At 67.2% G+C, this 15605-nt stretch carries 14 protein-coding genes; 6 read left to right on the forward strand and 8 right to left on the reverse strand.

Going from position 1 to position 15605, the window contains the following annotated elements; genetic code table 11:
* Positions 1 to 63 precede the first annotated feature (63 nt).
* The gene (gene yidC / locus ACK5F2_RS10410) at positions 64 to 1539 is read left to right on the forward strand and encodes a membrane protein insertase YidC (protein ID WP_409864527.1); all 1476 of its coding nucleotides are present in this window, start codon (positions 64 to 66) and stop codon (positions 1537 to 1539) included.
* Between the two features lie 288 nt (positions 1540 to 1827).
* The gene (gene mnmE / locus ACK5F2_RS10415) at positions 1828 to 3216 is read left to right on the forward strand and encodes a tRNA uridine-5-carboxymethylaminomethyl(34) synthesis GTPase MnmE (protein ID WP_409864513.1); all 1389 of its coding nucleotides are present in this window, start codon (positions 1828 to 1830) and stop codon (positions 3214 to 3216) included.
* Positions 3217 to 3233: 17 nt separating this feature from the next.
* Here mnmE and ACK5F2_RS10420 read toward each other — a convergent pair whose 3' ends face one another.
* The 8 genes from ACK5F2_RS10420 to ACK5F2_RS10455 all read right to left on the reverse strand — a co-directional run bounded on the left by ACK5F2_RS10420 (position 3234) and on the right by ACK5F2_RS10455 (position 11787).
* Complete coding sequence (locus tag ACK5F2_RS10420) at positions 3234 to 3635, reverse strand: DUF2237 family protein (protein ID WP_409864514.1); 402 nt, start codon at positions 3633 to 3635, stop codon at positions 3234 to 3236.
* Positions 3625 to 3858 carry a DUF2805 domain-containing protein gene (locus tag ACK5F2_RS10425; protein WP_409864515.1) on the reverse strand — a complete coding sequence of 78 codons (234 nt, stop codon included), beginning with the start codon at positions 3856 to 3858 and terminating at the stop codon, positions 3625 to 3627. The genes ACK5F2_RS10420 and ACK5F2_RS10425 overlap by 11 nt, the downstream gene beginning before the upstream one ends.
* An 8-nt stretch (positions 3859 to 3866) precedes the next feature.
* Positions 3867 to 4409, reverse strand: a complete 543-nt coding sequence (locus ACK5F2_RS10430; protein WP_409864516.1) for an adenine phosphoribosyltransferase — start codon at positions 4407 to 4409, stop codon at positions 3867 to 3869.
* 36 nt (positions 4410 to 4445) lie between these two features.
* On the reverse strand, positions 4446 to 5930 hold the full coding sequence (locus tag ACK5F2_RS10435) for a diguanylate cyclase domain-containing protein (RefSeq protein WP_409864517.1): 1485 nt from the start codon (positions 5928 to 5930) through the stop codon (positions 4446 to 4448).
* Between the two features lie 103 nt (positions 5931 to 6033).
* On the reverse strand, positions 6034 to 7296 hold the full coding sequence (locus ACK5F2_RS10440) for an acyl-CoA dehydrogenase family protein (protein ID WP_409864518.1): 1263 nt from the start codon (positions 7294 to 7296) through the stop codon (positions 6034 to 6036).
* A 93-nt stretch (positions 7297 to 7389) separates the two neighbouring features.
* A complete protein-coding gene (locus ACK5F2_RS10445; RefSeq protein ID WP_409864519.1) occupies positions 7390 to 9189 on the reverse strand; it encodes a DUF4105 domain-containing protein in 1800 nt (599 codons plus the stop codon).
* Positions 9186 to 9548: a hypothetical protein gene (locus ACK5F2_RS10450; protein ID WP_409864520.1), complete on the reverse strand. Its 363-nt coding sequence runs from the start codon at positions 9546 to 9548 to the stop codon at positions 9186 to 9188. Before ACK5F2_RS10450 ends, ACK5F2_RS10445 begins: the two co-directional genes overlap by 4 nt.
* Before the next feature lie 241 nt (positions 9549 to 9789).
* The gene (locus ACK5F2_RS10455; protein ID WP_409864521.1) at positions 9790 to 11787 is read right to left on the reverse strand and encodes a cation:proton antiporter; all 1998 of its coding nucleotides are present in this window, start codon (positions 11785 to 11787) and stop codon (positions 9790 to 9792) included.
* Positions 11788 to 12076: 289 nt separating this feature from the next.
* On the opposite strand from ACK5F2_RS10455, the gene ACK5F2_RS10460 reads away from it, so the two are divergent.
* The 4 genes from ACK5F2_RS10460 to lptC form a co-directional block, all read left to right on the forward strand.
* Positions 12077 to 13348, forward strand: a complete 1272-nt coding sequence (locus ACK5F2_RS10460; protein ID WP_409864523.1) for a Glu/Leu/Phe/Val family dehydrogenase — start codon at positions 12077 to 12079, stop codon at positions 13346 to 13348.
* 181 nt (positions 13349 to 13529) lie between these two features.
* Entirely contained in the window at positions 13530 to 14519 is a 990-nt protein-coding gene (locus tag ACK5F2_RS10465) for an SIS domain-containing protein (RefSeq protein WP_409864524.1), read from the forward strand.
* Entirely contained in the window at positions 14519 to 15106 is a 588-nt protein-coding gene (locus ACK5F2_RS10470) for a KdsC family phosphatase (RefSeq protein ID WP_409864525.1), read from the forward strand. Before ACK5F2_RS10465 ends, ACK5F2_RS10470 begins: the two co-directional genes overlap by 1 nt.
* A gap of 8 nt (positions 15107 to 15114) precedes the next feature.
* The coding region (lptC, locus tag ACK5F2_RS10475) for an LPS export ABC transporter periplasmic protein LptC (RefSeq protein WP_409864526.1) at positions 15115 to 15605 on the forward strand (491 nt) is incomplete at its 3' end.

Raw genomic sequence — 15605 nt, forward strand, 5'->3', positions numbered from 1 at the left:
AGCACCACATTGCCGCTGGGATCGCTCTCGTCCTTGTGCTTGAGCAACTCGACACGCACCAGGCTGCCGCCCTGGCTGTCCAGCGTGGCCTTGATCACGTCGGTGCAGGCACCGGCCAGCGAGACCGTGGAGATCCGCACCGACGTGATCAAGGCCACGCTGGACAGCCAGGGCGGCAGCCTGGTGCGTGTCGAGTTGCTCAAGCACAAGGACGAGAGCGATCCCAGCGGCAATGTGGTGCTGCTCAAGCGCAGCGCCGGCCACACCTATGTGGCCCAGACCGGTCTGGTGGGTATTGCCGGTGCGCCCAACCACCTCAACACCATGACCGTGCAGCCCGGCGCCCGCGAGCTTGCCGAGGGTGCGCAGGAGCTGGTGGTGCGCTTCGAGTCGCCCGAGATGGGCGGCGTCAAGCTGATCAAGACCTACAGCTTCAAGCGCGGCGACTATGCCGTCTCGGTCAAGCACGAGGTGCAGAACGTCTCGGCGGCCCCCCTGTCGCCCCAGCTCTATGTGCAGCTGATGCGTGACGGCAGCGCCGGCCCCGGTGAGTCGAGCTTCTACGCCACCTTCACCGGCCCGGCCGTCTACACGGACAAGGCCAAGTTCCAGAAGCTGGACTTCAAGGACATCGAGAAGAGCAAGGCCGAGTTCGAAAAGAGCGCCAGCGATGGCTGGGTGGCCATGGTGCAGCATTACTTCGCCAGCGCCTGGCTGCGCAATGCGCAGAGCCCGCGCGAGTTTTTCGCGCGCAAGGTGGACAACAACCTCTACACCGTGGGCATGGTCTTCCCCATGGGCCAGGCCGCGCCGGGCGCCAGCGTGAGCGCCGAAGACCTGCTCTTCGTGGGTCCCCAGGAAGAGAAGAAGCTGGCCGTGCTGGCCCCCGGTCTGGAGCTGGTGAAGGACTATGGCTGGTTCACCATCCTGTCCAAGCCCCTGTTCTGGCTGCTGGACCAGCTGCACAAGCTGCTGGGCAACTGGGGCTGGGCCATCATCGCCCTGGTGGTGCTGCTCAAGATCGCCTTCTACTGGCTCAATGCCAGCGCCTACCGCAGCATGGCCAAGATGAAGGCGGTGAACCCGCGCATCATGGAACTGCGCGAGCGCCTGAAGGACAAGCCGCAGCAGATGCAGCAGGAGATGATGCGCATCTACCGCGAGGAGAAGGTCAACCCCATCGGGTCCTGCCTGCCCATCTTCCTGCAGATGCCCTTCTTCATCGCCCTGTACTGGGTGCTGCTGTCCAGCGTGGAAATGCGCCACGCGCCCTGGATTCTGTGGATCACCGACCTCTCGGCCAAGGACCCCTACTACATCCTGCCCGTGCTGATGACGGTCACCAGCCTGTTCCAGGTCTGGCTGAACCCGGCCCCGCCGGATCCGGTGCAGGCCAAGATGATGTGGATCATGCCCCTGGCCTTTGGCGTGATGTTCTTCTTCTTCCCCTCGGGCCTGGTGCTCTACTGGCTGGTGAACAACATCCTGTCCATCGCCCAGCAGTGGATGATCAACAAGCAGATGGGCGTACAGCACTGAAGCCGGCCCCAACGCCACTCCATCACGAAAGCCCCCGGACGCTCCCCCGTCTGGGGGCTTTTTTCATGGGGCCCCAGGGGCTTTAATGGGCTTATGCGGGGCAGTGACCCGCCGACCGGTTCGATGTCTGAGCCCTGGTGCGGCGGGCTGGGCTGGCACCGGACGCTCACGAGAGTTTCCGGCGCAGCCTCCCCCGCGCCACCTTCCCCTCCAGTCCTGCCGCCGCGCTTTCGCGCTGGCGCTCTGTCCAGGACGGCGCCCTGCTGACAATCGTCAGACAATCGCGGCATGCTCTCGCGCCACCAGGACCCCATCGCCGCCATTGCCACCGCCCCCGGACGAGGCGCCGTGGGCATCGTGCGTGTCTCCTCACCGCAAGACCTGGCCCCGCTGGTGCAGGCCCTGTGCGGCCGCAGCCTCAAGCCCCGCGAGGCCAGCTATCTGCCTTTTCGCGCCGCCACCGGCGAGGCCATAGACCAGGGCCTGGCCCTGCTCTTTCCGGCACCCCACAGCTACACCGGCGAGCATGTGCTGGAGCTGCAGGCTCATGGCGGGCCTGTGGTGCTGCAGCTGCTGCTGGCCCGCTGCCTGGAGGCCGGCGCGGCCGCGCCCGCGCTCAAGCACATCCGTCTGGCCGAACCCGGTGAATTCACCCAGCGTGCCTTCCTCAACGGCAAGCTGGACCTGGCCCAGGCCGAGGCCGTGGCCGACCTGATCGACGCCAGCACCGAGACCGCGGCCCGCAGCGCCAGCCGCGCTTTGTCCGGCGCCCTGTCCAGCGAGGTGGGCGCCCTGCGCGACGCCCTGATCCAGCTGCGCATGCTGGTCGAGGCCACGCTGGACTTCCCCGAGGAAGAGATCGACTTTCTGCAGCAGGCCGACGCCCTGGGCCGCCTGGCGCGCCTGACCGAGCGCCTGGACGGCGTGCTGGACCGCACCCGCCAGGGCGCCCTGCTGCGCGAGGGCATCAAGGTGGTGCTGGCCGGCCAGCCCAATGTGGGCAAGAGCTCCCTGCTCAATGCCCTGGCCGGCGCCGAGCTGGCCATCGTCACGCCCATTCCCGGCACCACGCGCGACAAGGTCAGCCAGACCATACAGATCGAGGGCGTGCCCCTGCACATCAGCGACACCGCCGGCCTGCGCGAGACCGAGGACGTGGTGGAGCGCATCGGCGTGGCCCGCAGCTGGGAGGCCATCGAGGACGCCGATGTCGTGCTCTTCCTGCACGACCTCACCCGGGTGGGCGAGCCCGTCTACGAGGCCGAGGACGCCGAGATCCGCGCCCGCCTGGCCGCGGTGGACCCGGCCCGCATCCTGCAGCTCTACAACAAGGCCGATGCCGTGGCGGCCGAGGCCCTGCCCGCTGGCGCACTCACCCTCTCGGCCAAGACCGGCTCAGGCCTGGAAGCGCTGCGCAAGCGCCTGCTGGAGCAGGTGGGCTGGCACGCCGTGCCCGAGGGCCAGTTCATCGCCCGCGAGCGCCATGTGCAGGCCTTGCGCCGCACCCGCGAGCACCTGGAGCTGGCCCACGGCGTCTCCACCCAGCGGCCCCCGGCCCTGGACCTCTTGGCCGAGGAACTGCGCCTGGCCCACGACGCCCTGGGCGAGATCACCGGCGCCTTCACGGCGGACGAGCTGCTGGGGGTGATCTTCAGCAGCTTCTGTATTGGCAAGTGAGTGCAGGCGGCGGCCCCTCAGCCTGCCGCCCTCAACTGCTCCAGCGTCACGAACTTCAGCGCCTGGATGTGGGTGCTCTCCAGCACCACGGGCGGGGCCACGCCGGCCTCCCAGGCTTGCAGCCAGCGCAGGGCGCACAGGCACCAGCGGTCGCCGGGCTTGAGGCCGGCAAAACGGTACTCGGGCCGAGGGGTGCTCAGGTCATTGCCTGCGGCCTGCGAGAAGCGCAGGAACTCGGCCGTGACGCGGGCGCAGATCAGGTGGCTGCCCAGATCCTGCGCGTCGGTGTTGCAGCAGCCGTCGCGGAAGAAGCCGGTGAGCGGGTCGTAGGAGCAGGGCACCAGGGGTGTGCCCATCACATTGAGGGCGCCCAGGGGCAGGATAGGTTCCTGCGCCGCGCCTTCGCGTTCAGCGTCCATAGGGCCAGCGGGCTTTCACGGTGGGCGCCTTGGCGGCCTTGGCACGGGCCTGCCAGAGCTTGAAGGCGCTGCTGGTGAGCTCGCGCTTCATCAGCTGCACCAGGGCGCCGGCGCCTACGCCGTGCTCCATCAGCACCTTGTTGTAGGGCGGGCTGTCTTCCCAGGCGGTTTTCACGACGGCCTGGATCTGCTCGGGGCTGAGGCGGGGAATGGGCTTGGCCATGGCGTTTGTCAGTGCCCTTCGAAATCGACCAGGGTGAACAGCGGCAGGCCGCTGTCGCGCAGGCGCTTGGAGCCGCCCAGCTCGGGCAGGTCCACGATGGCGGCGCCTTCGATCACGGTGGCGCCCAGGCGTTCCAGCAGGCGCTTGCCGGCCATCATGGTGCCGCCGGTGGCGATCAGGTCGTCGATCAGCATCACGCGGTCACCGGGCTTCACGGCATCGGTATGCATCTCCACCGTGGCATTGCCGTACTCCAGCTCATAGGTCTCTTCCACCGTGGTGAAGGGCAGCTTGCCCTTCTTGCGGATGGGCACGAAGCCGATGTTGAGCTCGTAGGCCAGCACCGAGCCGATGATGAAGCCGCGCGCGTCCAGCCCGGCCACGGCCGTGGGCTGCTGGTCGAAGTAGCGGTGCACGAACTGGTCGATCAGCACGCGGAAGGCGCGCGGATTGGACAGCAGGGGCGTGATGTCGCGGAACTGCACGCCCGGCTCGGGCCAGTCCGGCACGGTGCGGATCTGCTGTTTCAAAAAGGCGAGGGCGTCTTGCATGGCCCGATTGTCGCGCCTGTGGCGCCGCTGGGCCGATCAGCAGACTTTTTGCGCGTGGCTGCTCATGCGTGCGCGCCCGCTCTGCTTGGACTGGTAGAGCGCGGCATCGGCCGCCTCGATCAGGCGCTGGGCGGGGTGATCCGACTGGGCCACGCAGGCCGCCACGCCGATGGACAGGCTGACCGCCGGCCGCAGTGGCGAGGCCGCATGTTCAATGGCCGCCAGGCGCACGCTGTCCAGGCAGCGCTGGGCCACGACCTGGGCGCCGGCCAGATCGGTGTCCACCAGCAGCACCGCGAACTCTTCGCCGCCGTAGCGGCACACCGGCTCGCCACCGCGGCCCACGCAGGAGCGCAGCAGGGAGGCCACACGGCGCAGGCAGTCGTCGCCGGCCACATGGCCGTAGTGGTCGTTGTATTGCTTGAAGTGGTCGATGTCGATCAGCAGCATGGCCAGCGGTGTGCCGGCGCGCGCGCTGCGCTGCCACTCGATCTGCAGGGCCTGGTCGAAGAGCCGGCGGTTGCCCACGCCGGTGAGACCATCGGTGGTGGACTGGCGGGCCAGCAGCTCATTGGCCTGACGCAGGCGCAGCTCCTGGCGCTTGCGCTCGCTCAGATCGGTGAGCATGCCCACGAAGATATGGGTGGTGGCGGTGTGCACCTCGGCCACCACCAGGTGCACGCAGAGCTCGTGGCCGTCGCGGTGGCGGGCGCTGAATTCCTGGCCGTCACGAGCCCGTGCCAGGTCTTGCGGGCCGGCAGGGAGATTGTTGACCAGCATGCTGAGGTGGCTGCCGCGCAGCTCGCCGGCCGGGAAGCCGAACAGGCGCTCGCAAGCCGGGTTGACGTCCAGCATATGGCCCTCGGTGTCCAGGGAGACGATGCCATTGCCGGCCGCGTGGATCAGGGCCTGCAGATGGGCCTGGCTGGCGGCCAGGCGCTGCTGCTCGCGCACCAGCTCGCTCACCTCCAGGCGCACACCCACAATGCCACCCGAGGGGGTGCGGCGCTCGAAGATGTGCAGCCAGATATCGTCGTGCACGCGCTGCAGCAGGGGGGCGGTCTGGGTGCCGCGTTGGCGCTTGCGTTCGGCCAGCCACTCCTGTTCGCGGCCCAGGGCCTCGGGCACGCCGCCGTTCTCCAGCGAGGCGCGCACCAGCTGCTCGAAGCTGGCGCCGCGCTGGAATTCGCGCAGCTTGTGGGGGTAGAGCTCCACCAGGCGCTTGTTGAAGGCGACCAGGCGGTCGCGCGCATCGAAGATCTCCACGCTGGCCGGCAGGGCGTCTATGGCTTCTTCCAGCGTGGTGCGTGCCCGCTCGGCACGCGCCCGCTCATAGGCCAGGGCAAACAGGGCCAGTGCCGCCACGGCCAGGCCCAGGGCCAGGCTCAGCCCGGCCAGCCCATGCAGATGTGCTGCCAGGCTGGGCGCGCCGAGACTGCCCAGCCAGACCAGCAACTGCAGCAGCAAGCCCAGGCCCAGGGCCAGGGGAAGCCAGGTACGCGGCGGCAGGGGTCGGGACATGGGCGGGGCGTGTGCTGACCGGTGAAGCCGGCGATGCTAGCCCCCCGAGCGCCATGGCGCCAGGGCCCTCCCATGGGGGGATTGCGGCCCTGGCCGCCGCCTGTCAGGCCCCGCGGGTGATGGGAGGCTGCACGCTGTCGGCGGACAGCTTCATGTGGGTGGAGAGCTCCAGTTTGGCCAGCATATTGCGGTGCACCTCGTCGGGGCCATCCGCCAGGCGCAGGGTGCGCTGCAAGGCCCACATATAGGCCAGGGGCGTGTCGTCCGAGACGCCCATGCCGCCATGCACCTGGATGGCCCAGTCGATGACCTTGAGCGCCATATTGGGCGCCACGATCTTGATCATGGCGATCTCGGCCTTGGCCACCTTGTTGCCCACGGTGTCCATCATGTAGGCGGCCTTGAGCGTGAGCAGGCGGGCCTGCTCGATGCTGCAGCGTGCCTCGGCGATGCGTTCCTGCGTCACCGTCTGCTGGGCGATGGTCTTGCCAAAGGCATGGCGTGCAATGGCGCGCTGGCACATCAGCTCCAGGGCGCGCTCGGCCGCGCCTATGGAGCGCATGCAGTGGTGGATGCGCCCGGGGCCCAGGCGGCCCTGGGCGATCTCGAAGCCGCGGCCCTCGCCCAGCAGGATGTTGCTGGCGGGCACGCGCACATTCTTCAGCTCGATTTCCATATGGCCGTGCGGCGCATCGTCGTAGCCGAACACGCTCAGCGGCCGGATCACGCGCACACCCGGCGCATCGGCGGGCACCAGGATCATGGACTGCTGCTCATGCCGGCCCGCCTGGGGGTCGGTCTTTCCCATCACGATGAAGAGCTTGCAGCGCGGATCGCCCGCGCCGCTGGACCACCACTTGCGGCCATTGATCAGGTACTCGTCGCCCTCGCGCACGATGGAGCATTCGATATTGGTGGCATCGCTGGAGGCCACATCGGGCTCGGTCATCAGAAAGGCCGAGCGGATCTCGCCGCGCAGCAGGGGCTCCAGCCAGCGGTCCTTGATCGCCTCGCTGCCGTAGCGTTCCAGCGTCTCCATATTGCCGGTGTCGGGGGCCGAGCAGTTGAAGACCTCGGGCGCCCAGGCCACGCGGCCCATGATTTCGCACAGCGGCGCGTATTCCAGATTCGACAGGCCCTCCGGTGCACGCGCCGAGCGGGGCAGGAACAGATTCCACAGGCCGGCCTCGCGCGCCAGGGGCTTGAGCTCCTCGATCAGGCGCGTGGGCACCCAGGCATTGCCGCCGCGGCGATTGGCCTCCACCTCTTCATGGAAGCGGCGCTCATTCGGGTAGATGTGCTGCTCGAAGAAGGCCAGCAGACGCTCGCGCAGTTGCTGGACCTTGGGGCTGTAGTCGAAGTGCATGGCGGGCTCCCGATGGCTTCCCGCGAGTGTGGCTCAAGGCGCCGCTGGGGCTTGTCGCCCATGTGTCAAACCGTCTCGAGCCCCTGATCCCGTTCAGAACACGCGCTTGAGCCGCACCTCCGCGTGACGCTGGGATCGATCAGCTTGCTGACGCAGGGCATAGACGCCTACCACCGTCCAGTTGGGTCCAAGGTACTTCGCCTGGGTCCACTGGAGTTCACGGTGGGTTTGACGATCGCCCAGTCCGTTGTGCAGCACATTGAGGGTGACCACGGCCTTCATGTCGAAAACCTGACGCAGGATGAAACCGATGCTGGGTTGCGCATATAGGTAGGCACCGCCGCGTGCGCCGACCCCCAGATTGGCCATGGCAAACACATCAACGTCGCGACCGAAACGCTTCGTCAAACCGAGACCGGCCTCAACCAGCAGGCTGCTGCGGCCGAGCATCTTGTCTCCAGCCTGTTGTTCGTGGCTGATCTTGAAGCGGCCGGATAGACCACCGGTGAACCGATCACGTGGAAGGAAGGACTCCACCGCGTACACAGTCGCTCTGTCCACACGGGCACCTCGGCCGCGCAAGGACTGCGTGAGTGCGAGCTCAAACAGCCTCAATGCACTCTCGCTGAAGTACATGTCGTTGCGATCTTCCAGTCGGTGCGATGCGGGCAGAAACTCGACGAGCAGCGAGTCATCACCATCGTGTCTTCGAAGACCGATACTGAGTTGCGAATCGGGTGGTGCTGCGATGGGGCTCAAGCGGGGATCGCTGCTCAGGGTCCGCTCGTTTGGAGGCAGGGTCCGCAGCTTCTGCAAGTAGTTCAGCCCGGCATCTGGCGAACGCTGACCCGAGTTCACCCACTGCTGGTTCAGGGCTTGCGCAGCCTGTTGGCGCAGAAACCCACGCACCTCGTCAGCCTGAGCCGGAGGAAGGTTGCTTGTGGTCACTGCCTGCTGCACTGCCGCGACATCGTCTGCTGTCAGCGCTTGGTCCAGAAGGTGAAGCGTCCAGCGTGGAGCGCTAACGGCCTTGGCCGGCGAAAGCAGGCCGGCACGGTGTGCTGAGCGCACCACATCTTTGGGTGTAGTCCAGAGGTCTGCTTCGGCCGCAACAGTGGGTTGGACTGCAGCCAAGAGTTGCTTGACCAGGGTCGCACAGTTGTAGCTCTGGAAGTAGTACGTGAATTGCACCGGCCGCAGCTCAATCAAGTGGGCTTGCAGCAATTGGCGCTGGTCAGCGTCCAGTTGCAGGGGGAACTCCCAGAGATTGCGCTCTTCTCGGCCGATGTAGCTCTGAACCTGTTCCTCGTACGGACCCAATGTGAAGAAGCCGGGCATACCAGCAACGAGGCTGCGCCAGAACAGGCGCGGCAGATTCCAGGTGACGGGCTCTGTGAAGAAGGAGATTGCGTGCTCACGCTCCACTCCGCTCTTGTCTGTGCCGCTGAGCTTGAGAAACACGTGGCCCATCATGCTCGATGGCTGGCTCAGTGTCTCGGAGGCAAACACCAGCGAGACCTGATCCATCGGCGCGCGCGAGTCGAATTCTTTGAGATCGGCGCAGTGTTCCAGCGAGCGTTCAGCGACGGCCCCTTGGCTTCGAAGCCAAAGGTAGCGGGCTGGAAAACGACATACGCTGAGAGGATCGGGGCCCTCGATCAGCACGACCGTAGCTTTGAGCTCGGCTTCCAACGAAAACCGTGGCAGGGACAGCATGAAGGATGGATCGATCACCATGGGCTTGCCATGACGCACATGCAGTAATGCAGCCCAAGCGGGATCCTTGGCTATCGCTTCGAGACTGGTTGCCGCAGCTGGAACCGCCACGACACATAGCAATGCAAAAGCGGCCCGTAGGCCGCTTTGCATGCGCAAGCGCAGGCGTTCGATCACTGGCAGCTGACGACCACAGAGTCGGCGTACTTCCACATGCGCTCGGTCGCGTAGTCCGTGGTCGAACCCAGCGCGCCGCCGCTCAGAATGTTGATGAAGAACTTGGTGTCGACCGAGCTAGGAACGGCCGTGGACTTTGCGCAGCCCGGGGTATCGACGGTCACAACCTTGTCGCCCTTGGCGCGGGTGAACTGCACCACAGCCGGTGCGCTGAAGGCCTTGCCATCCACCGAGCCGCTCATGGGCTTGCCATTCGACGAGGTGACGTTGACCGCTTGGGTCTGCTCGTTGAGGATGGATGCGCAGCCAGTGGAAAGCACGGCGACGGCCATCAGCGCCGCGATATTGAATTTCTGCATGAAATTGAAGAATGGTTAGTCCAGGGGTACATCAACCGCTGCCAACCCACTCGCGGAAAGCACTAACGCACCGATAGCTGCGCGCGCGCAATCCATGGTGTGCATGTACTCACCTCCCTGCAGGCCGTTGTGCCACGGCTGATTGCCGCGGACTGTAATCAATGAATTGTCTCCAATTGGCAACAAGCGATGGGTGTATACCCTTGTGATGTTGTCGTAGCGGTATTGCTGCGTGCCCTCCTCAGGTCCGCAGCAGCTTCTCTTCCGCCAGGGCCAGGGCCTCAGGGCGGCCCGAGAGCACCAGGGTGTCGCCGCTGTCCAGCAGCAGCTCGTCCGTGGCCGTCACCACGGCGCCGCCGGTGCGGCGTATGGACACCACGGACACACCGGTGGCGTGCAGGGCCAGATGCCCCAGGGGCTGCCCGGCATAGGGGCTGGCCGGGGGCAGGGTGACGGAGCGCAGGCGGGCCTGCTCGCGCTCGTCCGCCGTGTCGTCATCCGCACCGTGGAAGTAGCCGCGCAGCAGGCCGTAGCGGGCGTCGCGCGCGTCGCGGGTCAGGCGCAGCACGCGCCGCATGGGCACGCCCACCAGGGCCAGCGCATGGCTGGCCAGCATCAGGGAGCCCTCGATGGCCTCGGGCACCACCTCGGTGGCGCCGGCGGCGCGCAGCCGCTCCAGATCGGTGTCATCGATGGTGCGCACCACCACCGGCACCTGGGGCGCGTGCGAGCGCACCAGCTGCAGGATCTTCAGCGCCGAGGGCGTGTCGTGATAGCTCACCACCACGGCGCTGGCGCGGGCCAGGCCGGCGGCCATCAGGCTTTGCAGCCGCGCCGCGTCGCCAAAGACCACGCTCTGGCCGGCGGCTGCGGCCTGGCGGACGCGGTCCGGGTCCAGGTCCAGGGCCATATAGGGGATGTGTTCGGCATCCAGCAGGCGGGCCAGGTTCTGGCCGCTGCGGCCGTAGCCGCAGATGATGACGTGGGCATCGGCCTTGATGGATTTCTTGGCAATGGTGGTCAGCTGCACCGACTGCATCAGCCAGTCATTGGCCGAGAGCTTCATCACCATGCGGTTGCTGTACATGAATAGCACGGGCGTGGCCAGCATGGACAGCACCATGCTGGCCAGCACGGGGCTCACCCATTGCGGAGCGATCAGCTGATGCTGGGCGCCCAGGGTCAGCAGCACGAAACCGAACTCGCCGGCCTGGGCCAGGTACAGGCCGGTGCGCAGGGACACGCCGGTGGGGGCGCGCATCAGGCGGGTCAGCCCCGTGATCAGCACGAACTTGGCGAAGGTAGGCGCCAGGGTCAGGGCCAGCACCAGGGGCCACTGCTCCCACACCGGGCGCCAGTCCAGCATCATGCCGATGGTGATGAAGAACAGGCCCAGCAGCACATCGTGGAAGGGGCGGATATCGGTTTCCACCTGATGCTTGTACTCGGTCTCGGCAATCAGCATGCCGGCCACAAAGGCGCCCAGGGCCAAAGACAGGCCGGCATGCTCGGTCACCCAGGCCAGGCCCAGGGTGACCAGCAGCAGATTGAGCATGAAGAGCTCGTCACTCTTGCGTCGCGCCACCAGGGTCAGCCACCAGCGCATCACCTTCTGCCCCCCCAGCAGCAGCACGCCCAGCACGGCCGCGGCCTTGATGGCCGCCCAGCCCAGGGACTGCAGCATGCTGCCGCCCGCGCTGCCCAGGGCGGGAATCATCACCAGCAGGGGCACGACGGCAAGATCCTGGAACAGCAGCACGCCCATCACGCGGCGTCCATGCTCGCTCTCCAGCTCAAGGCGCTCGGCCATGAGCTTGACCACGATGGCGGTGGAGCTCATGGCCATGGCCGCGCCCAGCACCAGGGCACCTTGCCAGGACAGCTCCCACTGCACACCCAAAAGTGCCAGACCGTGCTGCAACATGACATGGCCCAGAAGGGTGCCCGCGATGGTGAGCAGCACCTGCAGCAGGCCCAGGCCGAAGACCAGGTGGCGCATGCTGCGCAACTTGGCCAGATTGAACTCCAGGCCAATCACGAACATCAGGAAGACCACGCCGAACTCGGCCAGGTAGCGGATGGCCGCGTTGTCGCCCGCCAGGGCCAGGGCATTGGGCCCGATCAGCACCCCCACGACCAGATAACCCAGCATGGGCGGCAGCTTGAGCGAGCGGCAGACCACAACCCCGAGAACGGCGGCAACGAGATACAGCAGGGCAAGGTCCAGCGAGGTGATCATCGGGGCATGTTAAGGGCTGGCCAGCGCCCGGGCGGCCAGCATTGCCCCGGGGCTGGTCCGGGCTGCTCATGCACAGCCTGCATGTGCTTGCCCTGGCTGCAGACCATCAGGGTAAGCCCTCTTATTTCTGACGCAAGAAAATTGCGCTGAACCGCGATCAAGAGAATAGTTTGCATCTCTATGCACGGGCCGCATGGCCGCATGTGCACTCGGCTTCGAGACGGGCTCCTCGGGCTGCCGGCTTCGCGATACCGTTCGCGCCACTCAAAAGTTACGGAGCATTTCATTCATGCCCAACCTGTCTTTCGTCTCTCCCACGCGCAACAGTCCCTGGGGCACCTACCTCTCCCAGATCGACGCGGTCGAGCCCTATCTGGGCAAGCTGGCGCGCTGGGTGGAGACCCTGCGCCGTCCCAAGCGTGCCCTGATCGTGGACATTCCCATCGAGATGGACAACGGCACCATCGCGCACTTCGAGGGCTACCGTGTGCAGCACAGCCTGACCCGCGGCCCGGGCAAGGGCGGCGTGCGCTACCACCCCGATGTCACGCTGGAAGAGGTGATGGCCCTGTCGGCCTGGATGACGGTCAAGAATGCGGCGGTCAATCTGCCTTATGGCGGCGCCAAGGGCGGCATCCGTCTGGACCCCAAGACCCTGTCCCTGAAGGAGCTGGAGAAGGTCACGCGCCGCTACACCAGCGAGATCGGCATCATCATCGGCCCGCAGCAGGACATCCCCGCGCCGGACGTGAACACCAACGGCCAGATCATGGCCTGGATGATGGACACCTACTCCATGAACGTGGGCGCCACCGCCACCGGCGTGGTCACGGGCAAGCCCATCCCGCTGGGCGGCTCGCTGGGCCGTGTGGCGGCCACGGGTCGCGGCGTCTTCGTGGTGGGGCGTGAGGCCATGCGCCGCCTGAACGTGCCCATGGAAGGTGCGCGCATCGCGGTCCAGGGCTTTGGCAATGTGGGTTCGGTGGCGGCCAAGATGTTTGCCGCCAACGGCGCCAAGATCGTGGCCGTGCAGGACCACAGCGGCACCATCGTCAATGACAAGGGCATGGACATGGCCGATCTGCTGGCCCATGTGGCCCAGGCCGGTGGTGTGGCCGGCTTCAAGGGGGCCGACCATGCGTCCAGCGAGAACTTCTGGGATGTGAAGAGCGATGTGCTGATCCCGGCGGCCCTGGAAGGTCAGATCACGGCCGAGCGCGCCCAGCGCCTGCAGACCCGCCTGGTGCTGGAAGGCGCCAACGGCCCGACCACCCCGGACGGCGACGCCGTGCTGGCCGACCGCGGCATCGTCGTGGTGCCGGACGTGATTGCCAATGCCGGCGGCGTGACCGTGTCCTACTTCGAATGGGTGCAGGACTTCTCCAGCTTCTTCTGGACCGAGGACGAGATCAATGTGCGTCTGGACCAGATCCTGATCGGCGCCTTCAAGGGCATCTGGGAAACCCACGAGAAGCACCGCATCTCCCTGCGCACGGCCGCCTTCACCGTGGCCTGCACCCGCGTGCTGGAAGCCCGCGAAGAACGCGGTCTGTATCCCTGAAGCAGGAGCGAGGTGGGTCCCCGCGGACCCGCCGACCCCTGCCTCAGCCCGGCCGCCTGCAAGCGGCTGGGCTGAGATGGGACCGAAGGCTTGGCGGCTGGCGTGCCGCCAGGTCGACGCCGCGCCAAGTGCAGCTCCGGCCGGGTAACAGCCGGGTACGACGCCGCTACACTGCCGGCCTATGAGCGCAGTTCCCGCCTTTGACGCCGCCCTCGCCCTGCGCATGGGGCGCCAGACCCTGGAAATCGAGGCCGCTGGCATCAGTGCCATGGCGCCGCGCCTGGGTGAGTCCTTTGTGCGTGCGGTGCAGACCGTGCTGGCCTGCCAGGGCCGTGTGGCCGTGATGGGCATGGGCAAGAGCGGCCATGTGGGTCGCAAGATTGCCGCCACCCTGGCCTCCACTGGCACGCCCGCCCTCTTCGTGCACCCGGCCGAGGCCAGCCACGGCGATCTGGGCATGGTGACGGTCAAGGACGTGGTGCTGGCCCTTTCCAATTCCGGCGAGAGCGACGAGCTCAATGCCGTCCTGCCCGTGCTCAAGCGCCTGGGCGTGAGCATCATCGCCATGACCGGCCGCGCCGAGTCCAGCCTGGCCCGCCATGCCGACATCGTGCTGGACAGCCAGGTGGCCCAGGAGGCCTGCCCTCTGAACTTGGCGCCCACGGCCAGCACCACCGCGCAGATGGCCCTGGGCGACGCCCTGGCCGTGGCCCTGCTGGATGCACGCGGCTTCAAGCCCGAGGACTTTGCCCGCTCCCACCCCGGTGGCGCTCTGGGTCGCAAGCTGCTCACCCATGTGCGCGACCTGATGCGCAGCGGCGAGGCCCTGCCCACCGTGGCGCCCGAGACGCCCTTTACCGACATGATGCGCGTGATGTCCGCCAAGGGCCTGGGCGCGGCCGTGGTGGTGGACGCCCAGCAGCGCGTGCTGGGCATCTTCACCGACGGCGATCTGCGCCGCCTGGTGGAGCGTGGCAGCGATCTGCGCGCACTCACCGCCGCCGATGTGGCCTCCAAGAAGCCGCGCACCGTCGCCGCCGAGGCCCTGGCCGTGGATGCGGCCGACCTGATGGAATCCGCCCGCATCACCCTGGTGCTGGTGACCGATGAGGCGCAGCGCCTGATCGGCGCGATCAGCATCAACGATCTGATGCAAGCCAAGGTCATCTGATGCACAGCCTGACACCCGCCCTGCGCTTTTCTCCCGAACTCCTGCTCAAGGCCCAGGGCCCCGGCCTGGGGCTCAAGGCCGCCATCTTCGATGTGGACGGCGTGCTGACCGATGGCCGCATCTACATCGGCGAGCAGGGCGAGGGCTTCAAGGCCTTCTCCACCCTGGACGGTCACGGCCTCAAGCTGCTGGACCAGGGCGGCATCACGCCCATCGTGATCACGGGCCGCGACTCGCCGGCCGTGCGCCGCCGCGTGGCCGATCTGGGCCTCAAGCACGCCGTCTACGGCGCCAAGGACAAGCTGGCCGTGGCCCAGCCCCTGCTGGACAGCCTGGGCCTGGCCTGGGAGCAGGTGGCGGCCATGGGCGACGACTGGCCCGACCTGCCGCTCATGCTGCGCGCCGGCTTTGCCTGCGCCCCGGCCCAGGCCCATGCCGAGGTCCGGGCCGTGGCCCACCATGTGACCGCCGCCCCCGGCGGCCATGGTGCCGCGCGCGAATGCTGCGATCTGCTGCTGATGGCGGCCGGCCGCTACGGCGATCTGCTCAACGGCCATCTGTCCACCCTGGATGGGGGCCAGCCCTGATGGCCACCTTGGCGCCGCCCCCCAGCGGTCCGCAAGCTGCCCGGCCCCGTGTGGGCCAGTCCTGGCTGTGGCGCCTGCAGCTGCTCTTGTCCAACTACCTGCCCCTGCTGCTGATGGCCCTGCTGGCCGCAGGCACCTGGTGGCTGGTCAAGAACACGCCCGCGCCGGACGGGCCCATGGAGCCGGTGCCGCCCCGCCATGTGCCCGACTACCGCATGGAGGGCTTTGAGCTGCAGCGCTTCGATGCCCAGGGCCAGCTGCGCTTTCGCATCGAGGGTGCCGAGATGCGCCCCTATCCCGATACCGACACCATCGAGATCGACCAGGTGCGCCTGCGCGCCACCGGGCCGGATGGCAGCCTGACCCTGGCGACCGCCAAGCGCGCGGTGGGCAACGGCGATGGCAGCGAGTTGCAGCTCATGGGTGATGTGAGCGTGGAGCGCTACGAGGCCGGCAAGGACGGCGCGCTGGCCGACCAGCCGCGCCTGCGCATGGACGG

The sequence above is a fragment of the Roseateles sp. genome (assembly GCF_046300915.1).
Lineage (GTDB): Bacteria > Pseudomonadota > Gammaproteobacteria > Burkholderiales > Burkholderiaceae_C > Kinneretia.

What these genes read in the sequence shown, in the direction of transcription:
- mnmE (WP_409864513.1), top strand. Translation starts at nt 1,828, where the DNA reads ATGCTCTCGCGCCACCAGGACCCCATCGCCGCCATTGCCACCGCCCCC.
- ACK5F2_RS10420 (WP_409864514.1), bottom strand. Translation starts at nt 3,635, where the DNA reads ATGGACGCTGAACGCGAAGGCGCGGCGCAGGAACCTATCCTGCCCCTG.
- ACK5F2_RS10425 (WP_409864515.1), bottom strand. Translation starts at nt 3,858, where the DNA reads ATGGCCAAGCCCATTCCCCGCCTCAGCCCCGAGCAGATCCAGGCCGTC.
- ACK5F2_RS10430 (WP_409864516.1), bottom strand. Translation starts at nt 4,409, where the DNA reads ATGCAAGACGCCCTCGCCTTTTTGAAACAGCAGATCCGCACCGTGCCG.
- ACK5F2_RS10435 (WP_409864517.1), bottom strand. Translation starts at nt 5,930, where the DNA reads ATGTCCCGACCCCTGCCGCCGCGTACCTGGCTTCCCCTGGCCCTGGGC.
- ACK5F2_RS10440 (WP_409864518.1), bottom strand. Translation starts at nt 7,296, where the DNA reads ATGCACTTCGACTACAGCCCCAAGGTCCAGCAACTGCGCGAGCGTCTG.
- ACK5F2_RS10450 (WP_409864520.1), bottom strand. Translation starts at nt 9,548, where the DNA reads ATGCAGAAATTCAATATCGCGGCGCTGATGGCCGTCGCCGTGCTTTCC.
- ACK5F2_RS10455 (WP_409864521.1), bottom strand. Translation starts at nt 11,787, where the DNA reads ATGATCACCTCGCTGGACCTTGCCCTGCTGTATCTCGTTGCCGCCGTT.
- ACK5F2_RS10460 (WP_409864523.1), top strand. Translation starts at nt 12,077, where the DNA reads ATGCCCAACCTGTCTTTCGTCTCTCCCACGCGCAACAGTCCCTGGGGC.
- ACK5F2_RS10465 (WP_409864524.1), top strand. Translation starts at nt 13,530, where the DNA reads ATGAGCGCAGTTCCCGCCTTTGACGCCGCCCTCGCCCTGCGCATGGGG.
- ACK5F2_RS10470 (WP_409864525.1), top strand. Translation starts at nt 14,519, where the DNA reads ATGCACAGCCTGACACCCGCCCTGCGCTTTTCTCCCGAACTCCTGCTC.